This window comes from Bradyrhizobium sp., assembly GCF_030654605.1.
In the GTDB taxonomy this organism is placed as follows: domain Bacteria; phylum Pseudomonadota; class Alphaproteobacteria; order Rhizobiales; family Xanthobacteraceae; genus Bradyrhizobium.
In genome coordinates, this window is sequence record NZ_JAURXB010000236.1 from 1 (window position 1) to 21,526 (window position 21,526).

The 21,526-nt window shown below is 64.7% G+C and carries 23 protein-coding genes; 16 read left to right on the forward strand and 7 right to left on the reverse strand.

All coding sequences use genetic code 11. The features are described from left to right. Window positions 1-133 precede the first annotated feature (133 nt). Window positions 134-1,342 (reverse strand): LLM class flavin-dependent oxidoreductase, encoded by a 1,209-nt coding sequence (locus Q7U29_RS21185; protein ID WP_304744492.1) that lies wholly within the window; start codon window positions 1,340-1,342, stop codon window positions 134-136. Between the two features lie 240 nt (window positions 1,343-1,582). Here Q7U29_RS21185 and napE point away from each other — a divergent pair, with 240 nt between their 5' ends. From napE to Q7U29_RS21240, 11 genes are all read left to right on the forward strand, one after another. Beyond that, on the forward strand, window positions 1,583-1,765 hold the full coding sequence (gene napE / locus Q7U29_RS21190) for a periplasmic nitrate reductase, NapE protein (protein WP_304744493.1): 183 nt from the start codon (window positions 1,583-1,585) through the stop codon (window positions 1,763-1,765). 25 nt (window positions 1,766-1,790) lie between these two features. Further along, window positions 1,791-2,111 carry a chaperone NapD gene (locus tag Q7U29_RS21195; RefSeq protein ID WP_304744494.1) on the forward strand — a complete coding sequence of 107 codons (321 nt, stop codon included), beginning with the start codon at window positions 1,791-1,793 and terminating at the stop codon, window positions 2,109-2,111. A 102-nt stretch (window positions 2,112-2,213) separates the two neighbouring features. Next, window positions 2,214-4,727, forward strand: a complete 2,514-nt coding sequence (napA, locus tag Q7U29_RS21200; RefSeq protein ID WP_304744495.1) for a nitrate reductase catalytic subunit NapA — start codon at window positions 2,214-2,216, stop codon at window positions 4,725-4,727. Further along, the gene (locus Q7U29_RS21205; RefSeq protein ID WP_370691806.1) at window positions 4,691-5,194 is read left to right on the forward strand and encodes a nitrate reductase cytochrome c-type subunit; all 504 of its coding nucleotides are present in this window, start codon (window positions 4,691-4,693) and stop codon (window positions 5,192-5,194) included. The genes napA and Q7U29_RS21205 overlap by 37 nt, the downstream gene beginning before the upstream one ends. After that, on the forward strand, window positions 5,191-5,829 hold the full coding sequence (locus tag Q7U29_RS21210; protein ID WP_304744497.1) for a NapC/NirT family cytochrome c: 639 nt from the start codon (window positions 5,191-5,193) through the stop codon (window positions 5,827-5,829). Before Q7U29_RS21205 ends, Q7U29_RS21210 begins: the two co-directional genes overlap by 4 nt. 103 nt (window positions 5,830-5,932) lie before the next feature. Beyond that, window positions 5,933-7,042 (forward strand): ATP-dependent RecD-like DNA helicase, encoded by a 1,110-nt coding sequence (locus tag Q7U29_RS21215; protein ID WP_304744498.1) that lies wholly within the window; start codon window positions 5,933-5,935, stop codon window positions 7,040-7,042. 304 nt (window positions 7,043-7,346) lie between these two features. Next, window positions 7,347-8,063 (forward strand): peptide-methionine (S)-S-oxide reductase MsrA, encoded by a 717-nt coding sequence (gene msrA / locus Q7U29_RS21220; protein ID WP_304744499.1) that lies wholly within the window; start codon window positions 7,347-7,349, stop codon window positions 8,061-8,063. 111 nt (window positions 8,064-8,174) lie between these two features. Continuing rightward, complete coding sequence (msrB, locus tag Q7U29_RS21225; RefSeq protein WP_304744500.1) at window positions 8,175-8,588, forward strand: peptide-methionine (R)-S-oxide reductase MsrB; 414 nt, start codon at window positions 8,175-8,177, stop codon at window positions 8,586-8,588. A gap of 259 nt (window positions 8,589-8,847) precedes the next feature. Further along, entirely contained in the window at window positions 8,848-9,222 is a 375-nt protein-coding gene (locus Q7U29_RS21230) for a hypothetical protein (RefSeq protein ID WP_304744501.1), read from the forward strand. A 276-nt stretch (window positions 9,223-9,498) separates the two neighbouring features. After that, on the forward strand, window positions 9,499-9,663 hold the full coding sequence (locus tag Q7U29_RS21235; RefSeq protein ID WP_304744502.1) for a DUF3309 family protein: 165 nt from the start codon (window positions 9,499-9,501) through the stop codon (window positions 9,661-9,663). 219 nt (window positions 9,664-9,882) lie between these two features. Then, window positions 9,883-10,179 (forward strand): hypothetical protein, encoded by a 297-nt coding sequence (locus Q7U29_RS21240; RefSeq protein ID WP_304744503.1) that lies wholly within the window; start codon window positions 9,883-9,885, stop codon window positions 10,177-10,179. Between the two features lie 47 nt (window positions 10,180-10,226). Here the strand turns inward: Q7U29_RS21240 and Q7U29_RS21245 are convergent, their stop codons facing one another. From Q7U29_RS21245 to Q7U29_RS21265, 5 genes are all read right to left on the reverse strand, one after another. Next, the gene (locus Q7U29_RS21245) at window positions 10,227-10,772 is read right to left on the reverse strand and encodes a DUF4112 domain-containing protein (RefSeq protein WP_304744504.1); all 546 of its coding nucleotides are present in this window, start codon (window positions 10,770-10,772) and stop codon (window positions 10,227-10,229) included. Window positions 10,773-10,820: 48 nt separating this feature from the next. Beyond that, window positions 10,821-11,240, reverse strand: coding sequence for a DUF5413 family protein (locus Q7U29_RS21250; protein WP_304744505.1), 420 nt, complete (start codon window positions 11,238-11,240; stop codon window positions 10,821-10,823). An 878-nt stretch (window positions 11,241-12,118) separates the two neighbouring features. After that, entirely contained in the window at window positions 12,119-13,759 is a 1,641-nt protein-coding gene (locus Q7U29_RS21255) for a hypothetical protein (RefSeq protein WP_304744506.1), read from the reverse strand. Window positions 13,760-13,827: 68 nt separating this feature from the next. Next, entirely contained in the window at window positions 13,828-15,120 is a 1,293-nt protein-coding gene (locus Q7U29_RS21260; protein ID WP_304744507.1) for an adenylosuccinate synthase, read from the reverse strand. A gap of 347 nt (window positions 15,121-15,467) precedes the next feature. Next, window positions 15,468-15,983: a Spy/CpxP family protein refolding chaperone gene (locus tag Q7U29_RS21265; protein WP_304744508.1), complete on the reverse strand. Its 516-nt coding sequence runs from the start codon at window positions 15,981-15,983 to the stop codon at window positions 15,468-15,470. A 215-nt stretch (window positions 15,984-16,198) separates the two neighbouring features. Between Q7U29_RS21265 and ybaK the strand changes: the two genes are divergently transcribed. From ybaK to Q7U29_RS21290, 5 genes are all read left to right on the forward strand, one after another. Further along, window positions 16,199-16,672, forward strand: a complete 474-nt coding sequence (ybaK, locus tag Q7U29_RS21270; protein ID WP_304744509.1) for a Cys-tRNA(Pro) deacylase — start codon at window positions 16,199-16,201, stop codon at window positions 16,670-16,672. 142 nt (window positions 16,673-16,814) lie between these two features. Beyond that, complete coding sequence (locus Q7U29_RS21275) at window positions 16,815-17,750, forward strand: DMT family transporter (protein WP_304744510.1); 936 nt, start codon at window positions 16,815-16,817, stop codon at window positions 17,748-17,750. An 80-nt stretch (window positions 17,751-17,830) separates the two neighbouring features. After that, the gene (locus tag Q7U29_RS21280) at window positions 17,831-18,655 is read left to right on the forward strand and encodes an MlaD family protein (RefSeq protein ID WP_304744511.1); all 825 of its coding nucleotides are present in this window, start codon (window positions 17,831-17,833) and stop codon (window positions 18,653-18,655) included. A gap of 30 nt (window positions 18,656-18,685) precedes the next feature. Then, window positions 18,686-19,909: an alpha-hydroxy acid oxidase gene (locus Q7U29_RS21285; protein ID WP_304744512.1), complete on the forward strand. Its 1,224-nt coding sequence runs from the start codon at window positions 18,686-18,688 to the stop codon at window positions 19,907-19,909. Between the two features lie 2 nt (window positions 19,910-19,911). After that, a complete protein-coding gene (locus Q7U29_RS21290) occupies window positions 19,912-20,946 on the forward strand; it encodes a uroporphyrinogen decarboxylase family protein (RefSeq protein ID WP_304744519.1) in 1,035 nt (344 codons plus the stop codon). A gap of 142 nt (window positions 20,947-21,088) precedes the next feature. Here the strand turns inward: Q7U29_RS21290 and Q7U29_RS21295 are convergent, their stop codons facing one another. Then, window positions 21,089-21,490 (reverse strand): DUF1330 domain-containing protein, encoded by a 402-nt coding sequence (locus tag Q7U29_RS21295; protein ID WP_304744513.1) that lies wholly within the window; start codon window positions 21,488-21,490, stop codon window positions 21,089-21,091. Window positions 21,491-21,526 lie beyond the last annotated feature (36 nt).

The window sequence follows — 21,526 nt, forward strand, 5'->3', positions numbered from 1 at the left end:
CAACAACGCCGCAGGTCATGGCGGGCTGATGGCGTTGCCCGAGACGTGATTCAAGCTCCGAAACCGGAGCTGCGAACTCAGCGATTATGAATGGAACATCAATCCGAATATGGGCAAGTAATGGGTCCGCGCTCTAGCCCGCCGCCGCCGCCTTCGCCGGAGCGACACTGACCGCCAGTTTGCCGTAACGATCCGTGAAGGCTTCGGTGTCGATTTCCTCGAGCTTGATCGCGCCGCTCATCACGCCGGCCTTCCAGGCGTCATGTTCGGGGTCTTCCCGGAATTCCGGCATCACTTCCTTTGCGAACAGTTCCAGCGAGTCGCAGATGTGCTCGTGGCTGTTCTTGCCGGCCTGGTTGAGCAGGATCACCTGGTCGATGTGCGAGGAGCGGAACCGGCGCAGTTTCTTGCGGATGGTTTCCGGCGAGCCGATCAGGCCGCCGCGCAGCGCCGCCTCCTGGGCTTCCGGATTGTCGCGCTTCCACTTGTTGTATTCGTCCCACATGTTGACGGTGCCGGGATCGGGCCGCTGCCGGTTCTGCGAGGCGCCGTAGAAGCGCAGCGCGAACTGGAAGAAGGTGGCGCCGTCGGCGCGCGCGCGGGCTTCCTCGTCGGTCTTCGCGCACATGAAGAACGACACCAGCGCCATGTTCGGGTTGATCTCGTAATCCGCCAGCTTCTTCAGCCGCTTTGTAATGGCGTTGTAATAGGCGTGCACCCAGGCATGCGCCGCGTCGGCGCTGACGAACTGGAAGCCGAGCGCGCCAAAACCGTGCTGGCCGGCGCGCTCGATGGTCGGCAATTGCGAACACGCCATCCACAACGGCGGATGCGGCTTCTGCACCGGCTTCGGCACCACGTTGCGCAGCGGAATGTCGAAATACTTGCCGTGATGCTCGCTGCCGCCGTCTTTGAACATCGGGAAGATGGCGGCCACGGCCTCCTCGAACACTTCCTTCTTGGTTTCCATGTCGCGGCCGAACGGCGTCAGCTCGGTGATCGAGGCGCTTTCGCCCATGCCGAATTCGCAGCGGCCGTTGCTGAGCAGATCGAGCACCGCGACGCGCTCGGCGACGCGGGCCGGATGGTTGGTGGTGAGCTGGAAGATTCCGTGGCCGAGCCGGATGTTTTTGGTGCGCTGCGAGGCCGCGGCGAGAAACGATTCCGGCGACGGCGAATGCGAATATTCTTCCAGGAAATGATGCTCGACCACCCAGGCATGGTCGTAGCCGAGCCGGTCGGCGGTCTCCAGCTGCGTCAGCGCATTCTGGTAAAGACTGAGTTCGTCGCCGGCCTGCCACGGTCGCGGTAATTGCAGCTCGTAAAAGATGCCGAACTTCATGATGCGTCCTCCGCGACCGGCTTGTTGTTGGCGGTATTCTAATAGCCGCAAGAGCCGAGTCCATCGCCAAGCCAATTCCGCGGGACGGAACGAATGAAAGGTCGTTTGGTCGCGGCCGAACGCCGGGGAACCGTGTTAGAATTGATCCAGATCAAGGCGTGATTCGATTCGAAGCCCGAAACTGATGCATAGGCAGCGGCCCTGATGCCGCCGATCATTACAATTTGAGTGAGACGCAACATGTCGGCCGCTGGCAACGACACGGGTGGACGGCCCCGCCGTAGGCGCATGGAAATCTTTGCGTTTCTGTTTCTGACGGCGGTGCTGTTGCCGGCCTGCGCGGTCGCCACCGTCGGCAGCTACGGGCTCGCTGTCTGGGTCTACCAGATGCTGGCCGGTCCCCCCGGCCCTCCCCCGCGCTAGTCCAAGCCTTTTCAAGGAAAATCCCGTGGCCAGACCTCACAACGCCATCGACCGACGGGCCCTCATCACCGGCCGTCTGCTGAATGCCGACCAGGTGGTCACGCCGCCCGGCGGCGAGATCGCCAGCATTCTGGTGCAGGCGCGGCCCGAGCGCCTCGCCAGCGTGGAAACCGCCATCGTGGCGCTGGCCGGATGCGAGATCTACGGCCGCGATCCCAAGGGCAAGCTGGTCGTCGTGGTCGATGCCGCCGATGCCGGCGCGCTCGGATCGACGCTCAACACCATCGCGCTGTTGCCCGACGTCTACACCGCCTCGCTCGTCTTTCACGCCATCGAAGCCAGCTGATCAGGGCATGATCCCGACCCGAACGGCCGCGTTACCGCAAAGCGGCAACCGGTTTTCGGAAAAGATCATGCCCAGCCAGGAATCTACGCCGGGAGAATTGTCATGACCGCACCCAAACTCGACCGCCGCCAGGTTCTGAAGCTGGAGGCCGCCGCGATGGCGGCGCTGGCGGGCGGCATGGCCACGCCGGCGCTGGCGGCGAACGTCGTCACCGACCGCGCCACCAGCGAGCTGAAATGGGACAAGGCGGCGTGCCGGTTCTGCGGCACCGGCTGCAGCGTCATGGTGGCGACCAAGGACAACCGCGTGGTCGCGACCCACGGCGACATCAAATCCGAGGTCAACCGCGGGCTCAACTGCGTGAAAGGCTATTTCCTTTCCAAGATCATGTACGGCCACGACCGTCTCACCAGGCCGATGCTGCGCAAGACCGGCGGCAAATACGACAAGAACGGCGAGTTCACGCCGGTGTCGTGGGATGAAGCCTTCGACATCATGGCGGAGAAATACAAGGCGGCGCTGAAGAAGCGCGGCCCCAGCGGGGTCGGCATGTTCGGTTCCGGGCAATGGACGATCTGGGAAGGCTATGCCGCCGTCAAGCTGTTCAAGGCCGGCTTCCGTACCAACAACATCGATCCCAATGCGCGGCACTGCATGGCCTCCGCGGTGGCCGGCATGATGCGTACCTTCGGCATCGACGAGCCGATGGGCTGCTACGACGACATCGAACAGGCGGATGCGTTCGTGCTCTGGGGCTCCAACATGGCCGAGATGCACCCGATCCTGTGGACCCGGGTAACCGATCGCAGGCTCTCGGCCGCCCATGTCCGTGTCGCCGTGCTGTCGACCTTCGAGCACCGCTCGTTCGACCTCGCCGACATCGGCATGATCTTCAAGCCGCAGACCGACCTCTATATCCTCAACGCCATCGCCAACCACATCATCAAGACCGGACGGGTCAACAAGGCGTTCGTCGCCGCGCACACCATGTTCAAGCGCGGCCAGACCGACATCGGTTACGGCCTTCGCCCCGAACATCCGCTGCAGAAGAAGGCGACGGGTGCGGCGAAAGCCAACGATTCGACCGATATGAGTTTCGAGGACTACGCCAAGTTCGTCGCCGACTACACGCTGGAGAAGGCGGCGGAGATGTCGGGCGTGCCGGTCAACCGGCTCGAGGCGCTGGCCGAGCTCTATGCCGACCCCAAGATCAAGGTCACGAGTTTCTGGACCATGGGTTTCAACCAGCACACCCGCGGCGTCTGGTGCAACAACCTCGTCTACAACATCCATTTGCTGACGGGGAAAATCTCCGAGCCCGGCAACAGCCCGTTCTCGCTGACCGGCCAGCCCTCGGCCTGCGGCACCGCGCGCGAGGTCGGCACCTTCTCGCACCGTCTGCCCGCCGACATGGTGGTGACCAACAAGGCGCATCGCGACATCTCCGAGAAGATCTGGAAATTGCCCGAGGGCACCATTCCCGACAAGCCGGGCTATCACGCCGTGCTGCAGAGCCGGATGCTGAAGGACGGCCTGCTCAACGCCTACTGGGTGCAGGTCAACAACAATCTGCAGGCCGGGCCCAACGCCAATGAGGAGACCTATCCGGGGTTCCGCAATCCGGAAAACTTCATCGTGGTGTCCGACGCCTATCCGTCGGTGACGGCGCTCGCCGCCGACCTGATCCTGCCCACCGCGATGTGGGTGGAAAAGGAAGGCGCCTACGGCAATGCCGAACGGCGCACGCAGTTCTGGCACCAGATGGTCACCGCCCCCGGCGAGTCGCGGTCGGACCTGTGGCAGCTGATGGAATTCTCCAAGCGCTTCAAGGTTGAGGAAGTCTGGCCGGAAGAGCTGATCGCCAAGAAGCCGGAATACCGCGGCAAGACGCTGTTCGACGTGCTGTTCAAGAACGGCCAGGTCGACAAATTCCCGCTGTCCGACATCGAAGCCGGCTACGGCAACGACGAGTCGAAGGCGTTCGGCTTCTACGTCCACAAGGGCCTGTTCGAGGAATATGCCGCTTTCGGCCGCGGTCATGCCCATGATCTGGCGCCGTTCGAGACCTATCATCGCGAGCGCGGGCTGCGCTGGCCCGTCGTCAATGGCCAGGAAACCAAATGGCGCTTTCGCGAGGGCAGGGACCCCTATGTGAAGGCCGGGGCCGGCGTGCAGTTCTACGGCTTTCCGGACGGCAAGGCGCGGATTTTCGCCCTGCCGTTCGAGCCGGCCGCCGAATCCCCCGACAGCGAGTATCCGTTCTGGCTCTCGACCGGCCGCGTGCTGGAGCACTGGCATTCCGGCACCATGACGCGGCGCGTCCCCGAGCTCTACAAGGCGTTCCCCGAGGCCGTGTGCTTCATGCATCCCGACGACGCCGCCGAGCTCAAGCTGCGGCGCGGCGATGAGATCAGGGTGCAGTCGCGCCGCGGCTTCATTCGCACCCGGGTCGAGACCCGCGGCCGCAACAAGACGCCGCGCGGCCTGGTGTACGTGCCGTGGTTCGACGAGGCGCAGCTGATCAACAAGGTGACGCTGGACGCCACCGATCCGATCTCGCTGCAGACCGATTTCAAGAAATGCGCGGTGCGCATCGAAAAGGTGAGCACGACATGATCGGAAAACCCTTTGTCCTCCTGCTGGCGATCGCGCTGGCGGCCGGCTCGAGTTCGCTGCTGGCGCAGTCGCTCAATTCGGGCCTGCGCGGCCCGACCCCGCTCAACGAGGAGGGCCCCGCCCCGCCGATGACGCCGATGCGCAACACCTCGGAGAAGGAGGTGCGAAACTATCCGGAGCAGCCGCCGGTGATCCCGCATTCGGTCGAGGGCTATCAGATCGACATCAACGGCAACAAGTGCCTGTCCTGTCACGCCCGCGCCCGCACCGGCGAGTCGAACGCCCCGATGGTCTCGATCACCCACTTCATGGATCGCGATGGCCAGTTCCTCTCCACGGTGTCGCCGCGCCGGTTCTTCTGCACCTCCTGCCACGTGCCGCAGAACGTGGTGAAGGCGCCGATCGCCAATGACTTCATCGACGTCGACACGCTGATCAGCCGCGCGACGCCGGGAGGTCGCCGATGAGCGCGGTCGACCCGTCGACGCCCCGGCCGTCCTGGCTGGCACGTCTCTGGAATTTCATCGTCGAATTGTGGGGCGTGCTGCGCCGGCCCAGTTCGGTGTTCGGGCTCGGCGCGCTGGTGTTCGCCGGCTTCGTCGCCGGCGTGATTTTCTGGGGCGGCTTCAACACCGCGCTGGAAATCACCAACACCGAAAAGTTCTGCACCGGCTGCCACGAGATGAAGGATAACGTGTTTGCCGAGCTGAAGAGCACCGCGCATTTCTCCAACCGCTCCGGGGTGCGCGCCAGCTGTCCGGACTGCCACGTCCCGCACAACTGGACCGACAAGATCGCGCGCAAGATGCAGGCTTCCAAGGAAGTCTGGGGCCATCTGTTCGGCACCATCGACACCCGGGAAAAATTCAAGGACCACCGGCTCGAACTGGCGCTGCACGAATGGGCGCGCCTCAAGGCCAATGATTCCCTGGAATGCCGCAATTGCCACAGCTCGGAGTCGATGGATATTACAAAACAGTCGCCGCGCGCCTCGGTGGCGCATCAGCGCTTCCTGTTCACCAGCGAAAAGACCTGCATCGACTGCCACAAGGGCATCGCCCACCAGCTGCCCGACATGAAGGGCGTCCCGGGCTGGCAGTAGCGCCATCAGGGCCGGCGGCTTGCGCTGACGGCTCGAATGGTTAGCTTGGGAAGGCTGAGTCGCGGCCCATTGCCGTCTCGACCATCCCCCCATTCGAGCCCTCATGACCACCTTTACGCCCCATCAGGACGCCGCGCTGAAGGCCGTTGCCGACTGGCTCAAGGCCAAACCCGGCAGGAACGGCACGCCGCCGGTGTTCCGGCTGTTCGGCTTTGCCGGCACCGGCAAGACCACGCTGGCGCGGCATATCGCCGAGGGCGTCGATGGCGGCGTGAAATTCGCGGCCTTCACCGGCAAGGCCGCCCTGGTGATGCGCAACAAGGGCTGCGACAACGCCTCGACCATCCACTCGCTGATCTACCGCGCGAAGGAATCCGGCGTCGAGCAGCCGAGTTTTGAATTATGGGACGACGCGCCGGCCTCCAAGGCCAAGCTCATCGTTATCGACGAATGCTCGATGGTGGACGCCGAACTCGGCCGCGACCTGATGTCGTTCGAATGCCCGCTGCTGGTGCTCGGCGACCCCGCGCAGCTGCCGCCGATCCAGGGCGGCGGCTTCTTCACCGATTGCGAGCCCGACGTGATGCTGACCGAGGTGCATCGCCAGGCCCAGGACGATCCGATCATCCGGATGTCGATGGACGTGCGCGAGGGCCGCGACCTCGACATCGGCCGCTACGGCGAAAGCCAGGTGGTGTCGCGCGACGAACTCGATCCAAACAGGGTGATGCAGGCCGACCAGGTGCTGGTCGGCCGCAACAACACGCGGCGCGCCTACAACATGCGGGTGCGGCAGAAGCAGAACATCGAGGATCCCTTGCCCGTGGCCGGTGACAAACTCGTCTGTCTCCGCAACAACCGCAAGAAGGGCCTGTTCAACGGCGGACTGTGGCGGGTGAAGTCGCGCGCGGCGTCGAAATCGCAGATCATCACCATGCGCCTGTCGCCCGACGAGGATTTCGGAGCCAAGGTGACAAAAGTCTCGGTGCGCGGCGACTGCTTCGGCGGCGCCATCGACACCATCCCGTGGGAACAGCGCAAGCCCTATGACGAGTTCGACTACGGCTATGTGCTGACGGTGCACAAGTCGCAGGGCTCGCAATGGGACGACGTGGTGCTGTTCGACGAGAGCTTTGCGTTCGGAGAAAGCCGCGGGCGGTGGCTCTACACCGGCATCACCCGCGCCGCGAAGCGGCTGAGCGTGGTGATCTGACGCTGCCGTGCCCCGGGCGCAGCGCAGCGCGTCTTCGCGGTGCGCTGCTGAACCGGGGCCCATGCTGCGGTGTCGGTGCCGTGGGTCCCGGCTCTGCGGAGCAGCGCTAAGATGCGCTGCACCGCGTCCGGGACACGTAACATCCTGAACACACGCCGCTTCCATTCACGAACTCGTGTGCATCCTGATGTAACAACCCCCGCCCCGCCGCGTATCTTGGGGACATCGGGCCGGCCGCCGGCGTTGCGAACCGCGACGGCCGCTCTAAACTATCAACCAATCCGCTGACCCCAGAGGAAACCTCATGTCCCGCAGCTTCACCCGTCTTTCGCTCTGCGCCGCCGCGCTCGGCGCGCTGGCGATCTCGACCCTGGCCATCGCGCCCGCGCGCGCCGCCGAAGATGCCGTGATCATCCCCGCCCCCATGATGGACGTTAAGGCCGCCGACGGCGTCCAGACCGCCATTCTGGCGGGCGGCTGTTTCTGGGGCGTGCAGGGCGTGTTCCAGCATACCGCCGGTGTCCTCAACGCGGTGTCCGGCTATGCCGGCGGCAGCAAGGCGACCGCCAACTACACCCTGGTCTCCACCGGCGCCACCAGCCATGCCGAAACGGTCGAGATCAAATACGACCCGAAGAAGATCAGCTACGGCAAGCTGCTGCAGATCTTCTTTTCCGTCGTGCATGACCCGACGCAGCTGAACCGCCAGGGCCCGGACACAGGCCCGCATTACCGCTCGGCGATCTTCACCAATTCCGACGAACAGAAGAAGGTGGCGGAGGCCTATATCGCCCAGCTCAACGCCGCCAAGGTCTACAAGAAGCCGATCGTGACCAAGGTCGGGCCGCTGGAGGCGTTTTATCCGGCGGAGGCCTATCACCAGGACTACCTGACGCTGCACCCGACCCAGCCCTATATTGCCTATAACGACATCCCGAAGGTCGAGAACCTGAAGAAGATCTTTGCGGAAAACTACATCGCGAAGCCGACGCTGGTGAGCCAGGCCAAGGTCACCAATTGAGAAAATAGTTTCCCGTCATTGCGAGCGAAGCCAAGCAATCCATCTCTTCCCTTGCTGCAGCATGGATTGCTTGGCTTCGCTCGCAATGACGATCAACCACGGGAGAATGCATTGTCCGACACCAAGACGACGGGCGGCAAGGTCGAGAAGAGCGAGGCCGAGTGGCGCAAGGAACTGACGCCGATGCAGTATGCGGTGCTGCGCGAGAAGGCGACCGAGCGGCCGTTCTCCGGCGAATACGAGCATGAGCATCGGCCGGGCACCTACACCTGCGCCGGCTGCGGCCAGACGCTGTTCGAGTCCGACGCCAAGTTCGATTCCGGCTGCGGCTGGCCGAGCTTTACCCGGCCGGCGCTGGAGAGCCATGTCGACGAGGAGCGCGACGTCACCCACGGCATGGTGCGGACCGAAGTGCTGTGCTCGAAGTGCAACGGCCATCTCGGTCACGTCTTCGAGGACGGCCCCGGACCGACCGGACTGCGCTATTGCATCAATTCGGCGGCGCTGAAGCTGCAGCCGAAGTGAGTTCTCGCGAGGTCTATCGCTTGCTGCCCATGCTTCGAGACGCTCGCGGCGCTCGCTCCTCAGCATGAGGTGGTTGTGCTTCAGCAGGTTTAGACCTCATCCTGAGGAGGCCACGAAGTGGCCGTCTCGAAGGATCGGCAGCAAATACTAGCGTTCGAACCAATCATCCGCCCCGTGCGACCAAGAGCTGGTCGCGCGGGGTTTTCATTGGTCATTTCGCTTCTCCTGCCTCGCGCGCAAACCCACGGAAAGTCTCGAGATGTCGTCAATTTCGTCCCGCCTGTTGCCTGCAATTGGCCTCGCCGGCCTCATCATGGAGTGCATTGTGATCCAGCCCGCTTTCGCCGCAGACCAGGTCTCCCTGTTCAAGGTCATCACCGCGAAGGATGAAATCGTGATCGGGCTGACCGCGGACGAACTGGCGAAGCTGGAGGGCAACCATGCCGGCGGCATCGCCAGAATGCTGGTGGCGAAGGGCTCGATGACCGCATGGCAATATGCGGTGCGCAAGGCGCCGACCGGCGATCTCGAACAGGCACCGCTGCGCCAGGTCGGCCTGATCGCCAGCGAGTCGCTGCGCGTCGAACCCTACACCTCGCCGCTCAAGGTGGTGCCGATCGAAGAGAAGAAGTAAATCGCGGCTCTTCTTCCCTTCTCCCCTTGTGGGAGAAGGTGGCAGCCGAAGGCTGCCGGATGAGGGGGCTCCATCCGCGAAAGAACCCCTCACCCGTCTCGAATGCGCTAGGCGCATTCGATCCACCCTCTCCCACAAGGGGAGAGGGGAAGAGTCGCCCTCTCTCACGCACCATCTCAGGTTCCCCTCGATGGAACCTTCGCCCCGGATATGCTTTGCTATGGGAAGGCGGGATGACGGATTTTCATCCGCCGGCCGCCCCCAGGGGAGAGTGCCATGTCGCTCGGTCTGATACTCGTCATCATCCTGATTATTTTCCTATTAGGCGGCTTCAGCGGCCGGTTTGGCGGCTATGGCTACGGCATGGGCCACTCCGGCATGGGTCTCGGCGGCGTTATTCTGGTCGTGCTGCTGATCCTGCTGCTGCTCGGCAAGCTCTAGGCCGCTCAAGCCATTGAAATAAAACGATATATTTTTTGACCGGTACGGAGGTGCCCGGATTCATCATCCGGCCCGTCAGGAGTCGCATTTCTGGCAAACGAGCTTATATTAAAGACTGTCCTGAAATGACGTGTGCCGACGCGCCCTTGAGCCCGCCCGCACGATACGTTCGCGGTTTCCGAATCGCGTTCTCACGAAAAAGATTAGAGGTCACTGACCATGGCTGCCTTCAGTTACAACACTGCCGCCGAACTGTTTCCTGCCGCGATCCGCAAGAAGAAGCGGGCGGGTTTCGCCTATCGGCGATTTGGCACTGCGGCCGAAGCGGTTCGCTTCGCCATCGAGGAATTGCCGGCGGATTCGCTGAACGGCGCCTATTTGCAGGTCGACGAAGCCCGCTTCGATCAGAGCGGCATCCGCACGCTGTATGAAAGCCAGGACTTTCCGCTCGAGCGCCGCCCGCGTGCCCCCGAGCCCGAGCCCGCCAGCGCCGATGCCAACGCGGACGCCGCGTAAGACTTCATGTTCGATGATCCCGCGCCAGTGCCGTCTCTCGCGACGCGCTAGCGCGGTTGCTTGTCCAGCCAGCGCTGCAGCATGCGCACGTTGCGGACGTTGGCGCGGAACATGACGTCGAAGGCATCGCCGGCGAGCGGTACCAGACCGACCACGCCATCGAGCGCGACATTGCCGAGCATCCGCGTCGTCAGATGCCAGGGCGCGCCGAGCGCGCGCGCCTCGCGCACCACCCACAGCGAAATCGCCGTGGTGATGATATCGCCGACCACCGGGATCAATCCGATCAGGCCGTCGATGCCGTAGCGGATGTTGGTGCCGGGCACGATGAAGGCGACGTCGAGCAGTTTCGACAGCGCATCGAGCCGCGCCAGCCGCTGCTCACGGGTGAGATTGCCGAACGGATTGGCGCTCGATGTGCCGAAATCAAAGTGAAAGCCGCCGGCCTGCGGGCCCAGCGTCTCCGGGCGGATCTCCCTCCCGTCCTGATCGATGACGGGACCACGCGCCGTGGCGCCGCGAAAACCGGCCCCGGAATTGTTCCGGGACCGCGTCGGGTTGGGGGAAATGATTTCTTCGTTCGACATCGCCATCACATGGTAACGCGCCAGCCGGCCGCAAGTTGCGTCACGCCGTCGCGGTCAGGCGGCTGGCTGTGGCTGCGGCTCGGCAAATTTATGCGCCAGCCATGACGCCACCACCGCCGGGACGAGACCCGGCAGGCCGTAGAGAATGAACTGCACGGCGCCGGGCTCCAGTCGGAGGCCGCCGTAGATCAATTGCGCCATGGCAAAGGCGATCGCTCCCACGATCAGCATCCGGGCCACCCAGCCGATCCGTCGGACGTGGAACAGAATATCGTCCACCGCGGCCATCATCAGCGCCGGCACGATGCCGAACAGATAGGCGAATTGCAGCGTCTTGCCGAACACCACGAACAGTTTTGTCACTTCCGCGGCGCTGGTCTGGGTCCAGTAGCCGGACGCGTAAGTGGTGGCGAACAGCATCAGGAACCCGCCGAGGAACGGGCCGACAGCTGCGAATATCAGGTAGCGTTTCATGGTTTGCCTTCGCGTGTTTTGACCAGCATACCGGAATTCGCCATTGCGCAAAGGGGACTTCCTGTCCGATCTGCCCACGGCGTCAGCGAACTGCTTCGCCTCGCGCGCAAGCGAAATCTCGCGGCCCGGCCGCGACAAAACAACCCGACGGGCAAATCACTTCCGATTATCAGAAACGAAAGTCAAGCCCCGAAATCAAAAATATTCCGCTTAACACGTCGGGCAAATCACCTTTAGGGATTCGCCCGTCTCACCCGATGAGAGGGGCGGGTCGCGATCGTCACGAACGCGCGGTGGGATGCGGTGGACGCGGAAGTTGCGACTGACGAGCGCAATTCGAGCGGACGGTGAAATCGTGTGGTCCCGACACCCCAAGGGCAGGTGTCACGTTCGCGGGAAGCAAAACTTCCCGCGGGCAACGGCGGCAAGAGTGCAGGGCTCGCCGAGGAGAGCGCGTATAAGCCTTAAACCATCGCGCAGGGAAAGCCGGATGCCTCCGCTTCACCTGTATGCTCGTGTGCCGCCTACCTCTACACTTTTTGCACACGAGACCGCGGGTGCAGCGCGCACCCGGCTTTCCCTGCGCCCTCTTGCTTTTCGAGGGCGGCATTCGACGCAAAGCTCGGGCGCATGGCGCCGCGAGAACGCGAAGTCGTGTTCATGCTCACGCGATGTTTGAAAATTTAGTCAGCTGTCGTCCCTGCCTAGTGCGCAATTGCGCACGGGGCGCAGGGACCCATAATCCCGGTCGTCTGAGCCGTGACGTAATGATTCAACAAGCCCGCCAACACCATCCCCTGACATCGACGGCACGGCGTATGGGTCCCTGCGTTCGCAGGGACGACATGGGGAGCGCGCTTCTCTATACTAACCTGCGCCTACTCGCCCCACGCCTGGAACGCCTCGTTGAAGGCGCGTTCGCCCGGTGCGCCCTTTTCGATGGCGATGATGGCGCGGCGCTGGTTGACGTAGACCAGCGGCACGTCGAACCAGGAGCGCTCCTTCAGGAGCTGGATGTTGCGCGAGCGCTCGGAATCGATGTTGGACAGGCCGACCAGGAACAGCGCCTTCGGGCCGTCGGTGACTTTCACCGCATAGCCCGCCAGCGGCGTGCCGCGGGCCTGCTCGTTGGATTTCATCAGCACGCCCGGCACGTTGCCGATGCCGCCGCCGGCAAAATCCTGCGGCAGGATGAAGGTCAGTTCCGCGGTGTGGCTGGCCGGCAGCGACGTGTCGGTGTTGCGCAGGAACGACATCGTCATCTTGAACTTGCGATCGGGGATCTCGATCTCGGCGCGCACCGCGATATCGGCCTTCTGGGCGCCGGACGCCTTGACCTGTTCGGTGCGCCAGATCACCGAGCCGACATATTGCTTGCCCTTGGGATCGGAGGGATCCTCGTCATACAGCACCACGCGCTGCGCCACCGGGGCGAGCTGGTCGGACGACGACGGCTGGCCGACGCGATCGGGAATCTTCGGCTTCGACAGCGGCGTCGAGGGATCCTTCGGCGCGTCCGCCACCGGCTGCGACTTGAACAGCCCGGAGACCGTGGTCACCAGCGACTTGCCCCACAGGATGCCGGCGCCGACCAGGATCAGCACGACGCCGACCGCGATCGCGCTCTTGAACGGGAACACGGTGCCGGACCGGATCCGCTTCTTCGCCTCGCTCTCGCGGTCCTGCGTCAGGCGCGAACGTTGCGGCCGCTGCGGCGGTTGCTGCTGCTGCGCGGAGGGCGCGTAGCGCTCGGCCTCCTCGACGGATTCGTCATAGGAATAGGGCGCGTCGGGATCGGCGCCGCGGTTCTCCATGCTCGGCTCGAGCCGGTCGAATTCCGGCGAGGGCGACGGCACGTTGGCGTAGGTCTTGCGCGCCGAGCGGGTGGCCTGCGCAGCAGCGCGGCCGAGATCGTCGGCGTCGGCGGCGATGTCGCGGAAGCCGCGCATGCCCGGCGCCTGCGGCGCGTTGTTGTCGGGGCCGCGGCGCGGCGCGCCGGTGCGTTCGCGGGTCGGCGGCAGCTGCGGATCCTGCATCGGGACCTGCGGTTGCGGCGGCTGCGGACGCGGCGGCTGCGGGGCGGCATCGGGACGTGGGTTGCGTTGCGAACGGTCGTCCTGGCCGAGCGGCGGACGGTCGTTGCGCGCGGGCGGCGGCGAAGGCGGGCGCGGACGCGCCGGCGGCGTGGAAGCCGGCGGCTGTGCGGCAACCGGTGGCGCCGGCTCGCCCGGCCGGCCCGTTGGCCGTGTCGTGGCGCGGAAGGAATCGCCGGCGCGGGCGCCGGCGCGCGAGGCGTCCCGGGCACGCTGGGCGGCCTCGGATTCGACCTTGCGGACGGCCTCTTCCAGCGACAGCCGCTCGCGGGTGATCTCGGATTCGCTCAAGGGAGGCTGCACGCTGCGCAGCTGCGCGATCAGCGCGGCGCGGGCCCGCTCATACAGCGCACGCCGGCTCTCGCCGGGGGCACTGGGATCCAGGCCGGCAATGGCGCGGGCGATCAGCGGGTAGTAATCAGCCATATCGTCTCAACATTGCAGGCCCTTAAACTGGCAGGCCATCACATTGCAGGCCTTCCGGTAACATCTCGTTAAGCCTCAAACGGGTTCTGCACCAGAATAGTATCTTCGCGTTCCGGGCTGGTGGAAAGCAAGGCGATCGGACAACCCACCAATTCCTCGACCCGGCGGACATATTTGATGGCCTGCGCCGGCAAATCCGCCCAGGAGCGGGCATTGGCGGTCGGCTCCTTCCAGCCCTCGATGGTCTCGTAGACCGGCTTGATCCGGGCCTGCGCGCCCTCGCCGGCCGGCAGATGGTCGATCTCCTTGCCGTCCAGCGTATAGCCGGTGCAGACCTCGATGGTGTCAAAACCGTCGAGAATGTCGAGCTTGGTCAGCGCCAGCCCGTTGATGCCGCAGGTCCGCACGGTCTGGCGCACCAGCACCGCGTCGAACCAGCCGCAGCGGCGCGGACGGCCGGTATTGGTGCCGAACTCGCGGCCGCGCTCGCCGATCTTGCGGCCGATCTCGTTGTCCTGCTCGGTCGGGAACGGGCCCTGGCCGACCCGGGTCGTATAGGCCTTGCAGATCCCCAAGACATAGCCGACCGCGGACGGGCCCATGCCGGTGCCGGTCGCCGCCTGCGCCGCCACGGTGTTGGACGAGGTGACATAGGGATAGGTGCCGTGGTCGACATCCAGCAGCGCGCCCTGCGCGCCCTCGAACAGGATGCGCTTGCCCTCGCGGCGCTTCTGGTCGAGCAGCCGCCACACCGTCTCGGCGTAGGGCAAAAGTTGCGGCGCCAGCGCGCTCAGCTCCTTCAAAATGCCGCCGCCGTCGATTTCCTCGAGGCTGAGGCCGCGGCGCAGCGCATTGTGGTGCGCCAGCAGGCGGTCGATCTTGTGCGGCAGAGTATCGAGATCGGCCAGATCCATCAGCCGGATGGCGCGGCGGCCGACCTTGTCCTCATAGGCCGGACCGATGCCGCGCCGGGTGGTGCCGATCGCGGTCAGGGCGTTGGCCGATTCCCTGAGCGCATCGAGCTCGCGGTGCAGCGGCAGGATCAGCGTGACGTTCTCGGCGACGCGCAGGTTCTCCGGGCTGATGGCGACGCCCTGGCCCCTCAGCCGGGTCACCTCGTCGAGGAAGGCCTGCGGATCGAACACCACGCCGTTGCCGATCACCGCCAGCTTCGAGGGCCGCAACACGCCGGAGGGCAGCAGCGCCAGCTTGTAGGTGATGCCGTTGATGACGAGGGTATGGCCGGCATTGTGGCCGCCCTGGAAGCGCACGACGATGTCGGCCTGCTCCGACAGCCAATCGACAATCTTGCCCTTCCCTTCGTCGCCCCACTGGGCGCCGACGACGACGACATTGGTCATTTCGAAAGATATCCCTCTGCAACAGTCCTGGTCCGAGAATGATCGGTTCGGAAAAACGGTTCCCACTCTTCCGGATCATGCGCCCAGCCGAAATCACGGCCGGAGCCGCTCGCATGCGAGGCATACCATCGGATAAAGGAAGCAGGCTATCGAAGCAAGCAAGAACGGGCTCTTTCGACCGGGTTGGAGGGTCTCCAACCCATTGATATCCCCTTAAAATTTGTGGCGACCCGAGGGCAGTGCCGAGCGCGGCGGAAGGCTCGGAGCCGTGATGCCGGATTAAAACGCCGGCGTCACCGCAGCGATCGCAACTCAGTCCCGGTTGCTGCGGCAGCGCCCTGTCCGACCTACCAGCGATCGCGCCAGCGCCCGAACCGGCCGCGGCCGTAGTTCGAATCGAGCTTGGCCTTCTGCTCGTCGCTCAGCGTCGCGTAGAACGCCTCCAGCGCCGGCCGCATCGTCTTGATCGCCTGCAGCATGGTGTCCATGCGCTTTTCCATCGCTTCGGTCCGCCCCACGATGGTCGCGGGCACATCGGTCTGACAGGCGCTCCGCATGACCTCCGCCGCCTTGATCGACGCTGCCTTGAATTCATCGAACTTGCCGCGCTGCGCGTCGGTCAGCTTGACCAGTTCGGCGATCCGGTCGGCCCGCCACTCCGCAAAGCCGCTGGCGCCGGGATTGCACATCGCGCCGAAACCGCGTCGGCCCATCATCCCCGGTCCCATCATGCCGGGACCCGACATCATGCCCGGGCCCATGAATCCGGATCCTGGACCGGGCTGTGCAGTGGCGGTCGCCAGCAACACGCTGACGCCCAAGGCTGCGGAAGCAATCAGCGTCATTCCGAATCTTGCGGCCATGGCACTCCCTCCATTTGAAGTCCCGGCTCCCCGCCCTTGTCAAACGGTAGCGGTGCGCAGTGGAGCGGCATTGATGTGAGTCAAAAGTCGGTCGGCCATGTCCGAGCGCCAGACCAACTGAGCATCGCGGAAGCGATTGTGAGCAGAGCGGGCGTGACGGCCCGCCCCGGAATTTGCTATCTGGACTCCGCCTCGTGACGCGGAGCAATGGCACCATGTCGAAGACCACGCCTGCGACCCTTGCGCTGCGGAAGGTCGGCTGCGCCTTCAAGCTGCACACCTATGTCTACGATTCCAGTGCCGAAAGTACCGGGCTGCAGGCCGCCGAGGCGCTCGGCGTCGACCCGAACCGCGTGCTGAAGACCCTGATGGCCGAGGTCGACGGCACCCCGGTCTGTGTGGTGGTGCCGGCGGATTGCGAGGTCAGCATGAAGAAGCTGGCGGCGGCATTTGACGGCAAGTCGGCGAACATGATGCGCCCGGCCGATGCCGAACGGATGACCGGCTATCATGTCGGCGGCATCAGCCCGTTCGGGCAGAAGAAGCGCGTGCCGGTGGCGATCGAGCAGGCGGCGCTGAGCCATCTGACCGTGTTCGTCAATGGCGGGCAGCGCGGGCTGCAGATCGAAATCGATCCCAATGACGCCGCCATCGCCGCGGGCGCGGTCGCGCATGCGCTGACGGCGTGAGCAGGCTGCGCCTCGCATGGTCGCGATGCGTCTTCCGCCATTGAAAGCCGGTCAAAACCCGTGTCTGTGAGGCTTGCCGGGCGAACATTCCGGCCCGGTTCCGCGCCGGGCCGGGCGCGGCGCCATGAACCGAGCCCAGAGAATGTCTGCTTCCGACCGCACGTCAGGCGCCGCCCCCTCCGGGAACTGGATCGCCAACCAGCCCTATTTGCTGCTGTCCATCACCGCGCTGTGCTGGGCCGGCAACGCCATCGTCGGCCGGCTCGCCGCCGGGCATATTCCGCCGGTCACGCTGTCGTTCCTGCGCTGGTCGATGGCATTTCTCATCATCCTGCCATTCGCCTGGAAACATCTGGTGCGCGACTGGGGCGCGATCCGCGGCCGGCTCGGCACCATGGTGATCCTTTCCGTCACCGGGATCAGCGCCTTCAACACCATGCAATACTGGGCGCTCGAGCACACCCAGGCACTGAACACGCTGTTGCTGCAGTCGGCAGCACCCCTGTTCGTCGCGATATGGTCGCTGCTGCTGCTCGGCATCCGGCTGACGCTGGCGCAGGCCGGCGGGCTCGCGGTGTCGCTGGCGGGCGTGCTGGTCATCCTGCTGCAGGGCGACCTGACGACGCTGAAGAACATCGAATTCAACATCGGCGACATCATCTTCATCACCGCGCTGGCGATCTTCGGGTTGTACTCAACGCTGTCCTTCAAGCGCCCGCAGATCCACGGCCTTTCCTTTGTCGGCTTCACCTTCGGCTGCGGCGCCGCCGCCCTGATTCCCCTGTTCGTCTGGGAACTGATGACCCGGCCGCTGATGCAGCTCGACAGCGCCAACCTGCTGACGCTGTTCTATGTCGCGGTGTTCCCCTCGACCGTGGCCTACCTGTGCTTCAATCGCGGCGTGCACCTGATCGGCGCCAACCGTGCGGCGGCGTTCTTTCATGTCGTCCCGATGTTCGGCGCCGCGATGGCGATCGTCTTTCTCGGCGAGCACCCGCGGCTGTTCCATGTGATCGGCTTCGCGCTGGTGCTGGCAGGCGTTTTCCTCGCCTCGCGCAAGCCCGCGACCGCGGCCTGACCCATCATCTGTCCGGAAAACGGTGACTGGAGGCGGCAATTGCGCTATCCGTTGATGCTGTTTGCAGCTGGATACCGGACATGAAACCGCGGGCGAGCAGCCTGTTGATCGGATCGTTGACCCTGGCGCTGATCGCCGGGGGATTCGGCACGTTTCTCGGCATCCGGAAGTACACCGGCGTCCAGGGACGGGTCCCGCTCCGGGTGGTTTTCGAAGGCTCCGCATCCGGCCTTCACAAGGGCGGCGGCGTCAATTTGAACGGCGTCCGGGTCGGCGAGGTCGTTTCGCTGACGCTGGATAACCCGCGCCGGGTGGTGGCGCTGGCGATGATCGACAACACCGCTCCGGTCCGCAAGGACACCGAGGCCGGGCTCGAATTTCAGGGACTGACCGGCGTGGCCGCGATATCGCTGATCGGCGGCGCGATCGACGGCCCTCCGGTTCCGCTGGACAAGGACGGCGTGCCGGTGCTGACGGCCGACCCGGACGCGCTGCTGGACACGCAGGGGAAGATCCGGGTGGCGCTGCGGAACATCGACAAGGTCATCAAGGAGAATGAAGTAGCGGTGAAGGACACGCTGCTCAACTTCGAGACGTTTACGGCGAGCCTGGCAAGCAACGGCAGACGGATCACCGACATCGTCGACGTCTCCGACGATGTCATGAAAGGCATCGACGATGGCCTTGGCCAGACCCAGAAATTCCTGGCCAACGTCGGCAGCGACAAATATGGCGGCGAGCTGCTGCCGACCGTGATCTCCCTTCGCGAACTGGTCCAGAGCTTCGACAAGCGCTCCGCCGTCGTGATCAGCGATGCCCGCCGCGCGCTGCAGGACCTCAGCGCGTCCATCAACAAGTCGGACCAGAAGCCCGCTGGCCGCCCACCTGCCCGACGGACTCCCTAAAACAAGATCCGCAAGAGAAGGCTCGCCAACGTGCACGACAAGACCGCCACCGAAAAAGCCCCGCCGCCCACGGTGCAACGCGAAGCCAGCGCCGTTCCACGTAACTTGCGGCGCTATCTTTCGCTCGACGATTTCGAGACGACGGCAAGGCGACGGCTGCCGAAATTTCTTTACGGATACATCGCAGGCGGCGCCGAGACCGACGCCTCGGTGCGCGACAACCGCCGCGCCTTCGAGGAATACGGCTTCGTGCCGCGGGTATTGAACGACGTCTCCGGCCGCGAGCAGACCACCACGCTGTTCGGCAAGACCTATGCGGCGCCGTTCGGCATTCCGCCGATGGGCTCGTCGGCGCTGTGCGCCTATCGCGGCGACATCGTGCTGACCCGCGCGGCGGCCGCCATGAACCTGCCGATGATCCTCAGCGCCTCGTCGTTGATCACCCTGGAGGACGTGCGGCGGGAAAATCCCGATGCCTGGTATCAGGCCTACCTCGCCGGCGAGACTTCGCGCATCGAGCCGCTGGTCGACCGCGTCGCCGCCGCCGGCTACGACACCTTCGTCGTGACCGCCGATGTGCCGGTGCCGCCCAACCGCGAGAACAATATCCGCAACGGCTTTCAGGTCCCGCTGGCGATCACGCCGCGGGTGGCGTGGGACACCGTGAGCCATCCGCACTGGCTGTTCGGCGTCTGGGCGCGCACGTTGATGAATCACGGCATGCCGCATTTCGAAAACATGGACGCCAAGCGCGGCCCGCCGGTGCTGGCCAAGAACCTGATGCGCAACATCGGCCATCGCGACCAACTGGCCTGGAAGCATCTCGAGCTGATCCGCCGCCGCTGGAACGGCAAGCTGGTGGTCAAGGGCCTGATCTCGCCTGCGGATGCGCGCATCGCGCGCGAGAGCGGCGCCGATGGCGTGATCCTTTCCAATCACGCCGGCCGCCAACTCGATTTTGCCGTGTCGGCGCTGCGCACGCTGCCGGAGATCGCGGCCGAAGCGGGCGGCATGACCGTGATGCTCGACGGCGGCATCCGCCGCGGCACCGACGTGATCAAGGCGCTGGCGCTCGGCGCCAAGTTCGTGTTCGTCGGCCGGCCCTTGCTCTATGCGGCGGTCGCCGGCGGCGAAGCCGCGGTGCGGCGCGCGCTGACGCTGCTGATGGACGAGATCAACCGCGATCTGGCGCTGCTCGGCATCCGCAGCATCGGCGAGATTACGCCCGATCTGGTGCGGCGGTTTGCATCGTGAACATGCCGAAACATCTGCTGCCGACCACCGTGGTCGGCAGCTATCCGCAGCCGGAATGGCTGGTCGACCGCGCCATGCTGGCAACGGTAGTGCCGCGCACCCGCATGCATGCGATGTGGCGGCTGCCGGAGGAGCATCTGGAAGAAGCCCAGGACGACGCCACCATCGTCGCCATCAGGGACATGGAGCGCGCCGGCATCGATATCGTGACCGACGGCGAGATCCGCAGGGAGAGTTATTCGAACCGCTTTGCCACCGCGCTCGAGGGCATCGACATCGACAATCCCGCGATGATCAAATCGCGCTCGGGACTGGAGACGCCGGTGCCGCGCGTGGTCGGCAAGGTCCGCCGTAGCCAGCCTGTGGAATTGCGCGACATGGAGTTTCTCCGCCGCAATACCGACCGCGCCGCCAAGATCACGCTGCCCGGCCCCTTCACCATGAGCCAGCAGGCCAAGAACGAGTTCTACGAGGACGACGAGGAACTGGCGATGGCCTTCGCCGAAGCCGTCAATGCCGAAGCCCTCGACCTGCAGAAGGCCGGCGCCGATGTGATCCAGCTCGACGAGCCCTGGGTGCGCAACAATCCCGAACTGGCAAAGCGCTACGCGGTGAAGGCGATCAACCGCGCGCTGCAGGGCATCACGGTGCCGACCGTGGTGCATCTGTGTTTCGGCTATGCCGCCGTGGTGCCGGGCTCCACGAAGCCCGCAGGCTATTCGTTTCTCGCTGAGTTGTCCGATACGACGGCCGACCAGATTTCGATCGAGGCGGCGCAACCAAAACTCGATCTCGGCGTGCTCAAGGATCTGTCCTCGAAGAAGATCATGCTCGGCGTACTGGACCTCGGCAACCCGGAAATCGAAACCGCCGCGGTGGTTGCCGATCGTATCCGCAATGGCCTGAAATATGTCGCCGCGGAACGGCTGATCCCCGCGCCCGACTGCGGCATGAAATACATGCCGCGCCACACAGCCTTCGGCAAGCTGAAGGCGATGTGCGACGCCGCGGCGACGGTGCGCAAGGAAATCAGCTGATCTCTGCCGTCGCCCCGGCGAACGCCGGGGCCCATACGCCGCGGCCTGTCGTTCGCGCAGGGATGAAGCGACCTTCCGAACGACAAACGACCGGGATTATGGGTCCCGGCGTTCGCCGGGACGACGAGCGAGTCCTGTGCCGTCAGCCCATCTTGAACTTGCTGTAGGCCTCCGCCGTAGCGATGATCACATGCTCGGCGCAGCCGTGGCGGCGATGCGGATCGCATCGGGTCTCGTAGTCTTCGGACGTCATCATGTCGACGAAGGCAGCCACCGAGGGATAATACACCAGCGCCAGATAGTCCCACTGGTTGCCGTGTTGCTGCCCCAGCGCAACGGCTTTGGCATCGCCGGTCCACAGCAGGGTGCCGCCGCGCGCCTTGATCATCGGCACCGTCAGAGCGCTGTAGCGCAGATAGGCATCCCAGCCCGAGCCGTCGCCGTCGAGCGAGCGGTCGTGGAACCGCATCAGGTTCACCATCACCACCGGCTCCTGCTGCTCCAGCTCCTTCAGCCCAGTGATATTCAACAGATCCACGCCCATCGCCTGCTCCTCGCTCGCTCTGATTCCGGCATTGTA

Coding starts and splice junctions, on each gene's coding strand:
- Q7U29_RS21275 (WP_304744510.1), top strand. CDS start 16,815: ATGTCTGCTTCCGACCGCACGTCAGGCGCCGCCCCCTCCGGGAACTGG.
- Q7U29_RS21215 (WP_304744498.1), top strand. CDS start 5,933: ATGACCACCTTTACGCCCCATCAGGACGCCGCGCTGAAGGCCGTTGCC.
- Q7U29_RS21240 (WP_304744503.1), top strand. CDS start 9,883: ATGGCTGCCTTCAGTTACAACACTGCCGCCGAACTGTTTCCTGCCGCG.
- Q7U29_RS21230 (WP_304744501.1), top strand. CDS start 8,848: ATGTCGTCAATTTCGTCCCGCCTGTTGCCTGCAATTGGCCTCGCCGGC.
- Q7U29_RS21250 (WP_304744505.1), bottom strand. CDS start 11,240: ATGAAACGCTACCTGATATTCGCAGCTGTCGGCCCGTTCCTCGGCGGG.
- napE (WP_304744493.1), top strand. CDS start 1,583: ATGTCGGCCGCTGGCAACGACACGGGTGGACGGCCCCGCCGTAGGCGC.
- ybaK (WP_304744509.1), top strand. CDS start 16,199: ATGTCGAAGACCACGCCTGCGACCCTTGCGCTGCGGAAGGTCGGCTGC.
- Q7U29_RS21235 (WP_304744502.1), top strand. CDS start 9,499: ATGTCGCTCGGTCTGATACTCGTCATCATCCTGATTATTTTCCTATTA.
- Q7U29_RS21280 (WP_304744511.1), top strand. CDS start 17,831: ATGAAACCGCGGGCGAGCAGCCTGTTGATCGGATCGTTGACCCTGGCG.
- Q7U29_RS21295 (WP_304744513.1), bottom strand. CDS start 21,490: ATGGGCGTGGATCTGTTGAATATCACTGGGCTGAAGGAGCTGGAGCAG.
- msrA (WP_304744499.1), top strand. CDS start 7,347: ATGTCCCGCAGCTTCACCCGTCTTTCGCTCTGCGCCGCCGCGCTCGGC.
- Q7U29_RS21185 (WP_304744492.1), bottom strand. CDS start 1,342: ATGAAGTTCGGCATCTTTTACGAGCTGCAATTACCGCGACCGTGGCAG.
- Q7U29_RS21205 (WP_370691806.1), top strand. CDS start 4,691: ATGCGCGGTGCGCATCGAAAAGGTGAGCACGACATGATCGGAAAACCC.
- Q7U29_RS21260 (WP_304744507.1), bottom strand. CDS start 15,120: ATGACCAATGTCGTCGTCGTCGGCGCCCAGTGGGGCGACGAAGGGAAG.
- Q7U29_RS21210 (WP_304744497.1), top strand. CDS start 5,191: ATGAGCGCGGTCGACCCGTCGACGCCCCGGCCGTCCTGGCTGGCACGT.
- Q7U29_RS21290 (WP_304744519.1), top strand. CDS start 19,912: ATGCCGAAACATCTGCTGCCGACCACCGTGGTCGGCAGCTATCCGCAG.
- napA (WP_304744495.1), top strand. CDS start 2,214: ATGACCGCACCCAAACTCGACCGCCGCCAGGTTCTGAAGCTGGAGGCC.
- Q7U29_RS21255 (WP_304744506.1), bottom strand. CDS start 13,759: ATGGCTGATTACTACCCGCTGATCGCCCGCGCCATTGCCGGCCTGGAT.
- Q7U29_RS21265 (WP_304744508.1), bottom strand. CDS start 15,983: ATGGCCGCAAGATTCGGAATGACGCTGATTGCTTCCGCAGCCTTGGGC.
- Q7U29_RS21245 (WP_304744504.1), bottom strand. CDS start 10,772: ATGGCGATGTCGAACGAAGAAATCATTTCCCCCAACCCGACGCGGTCC.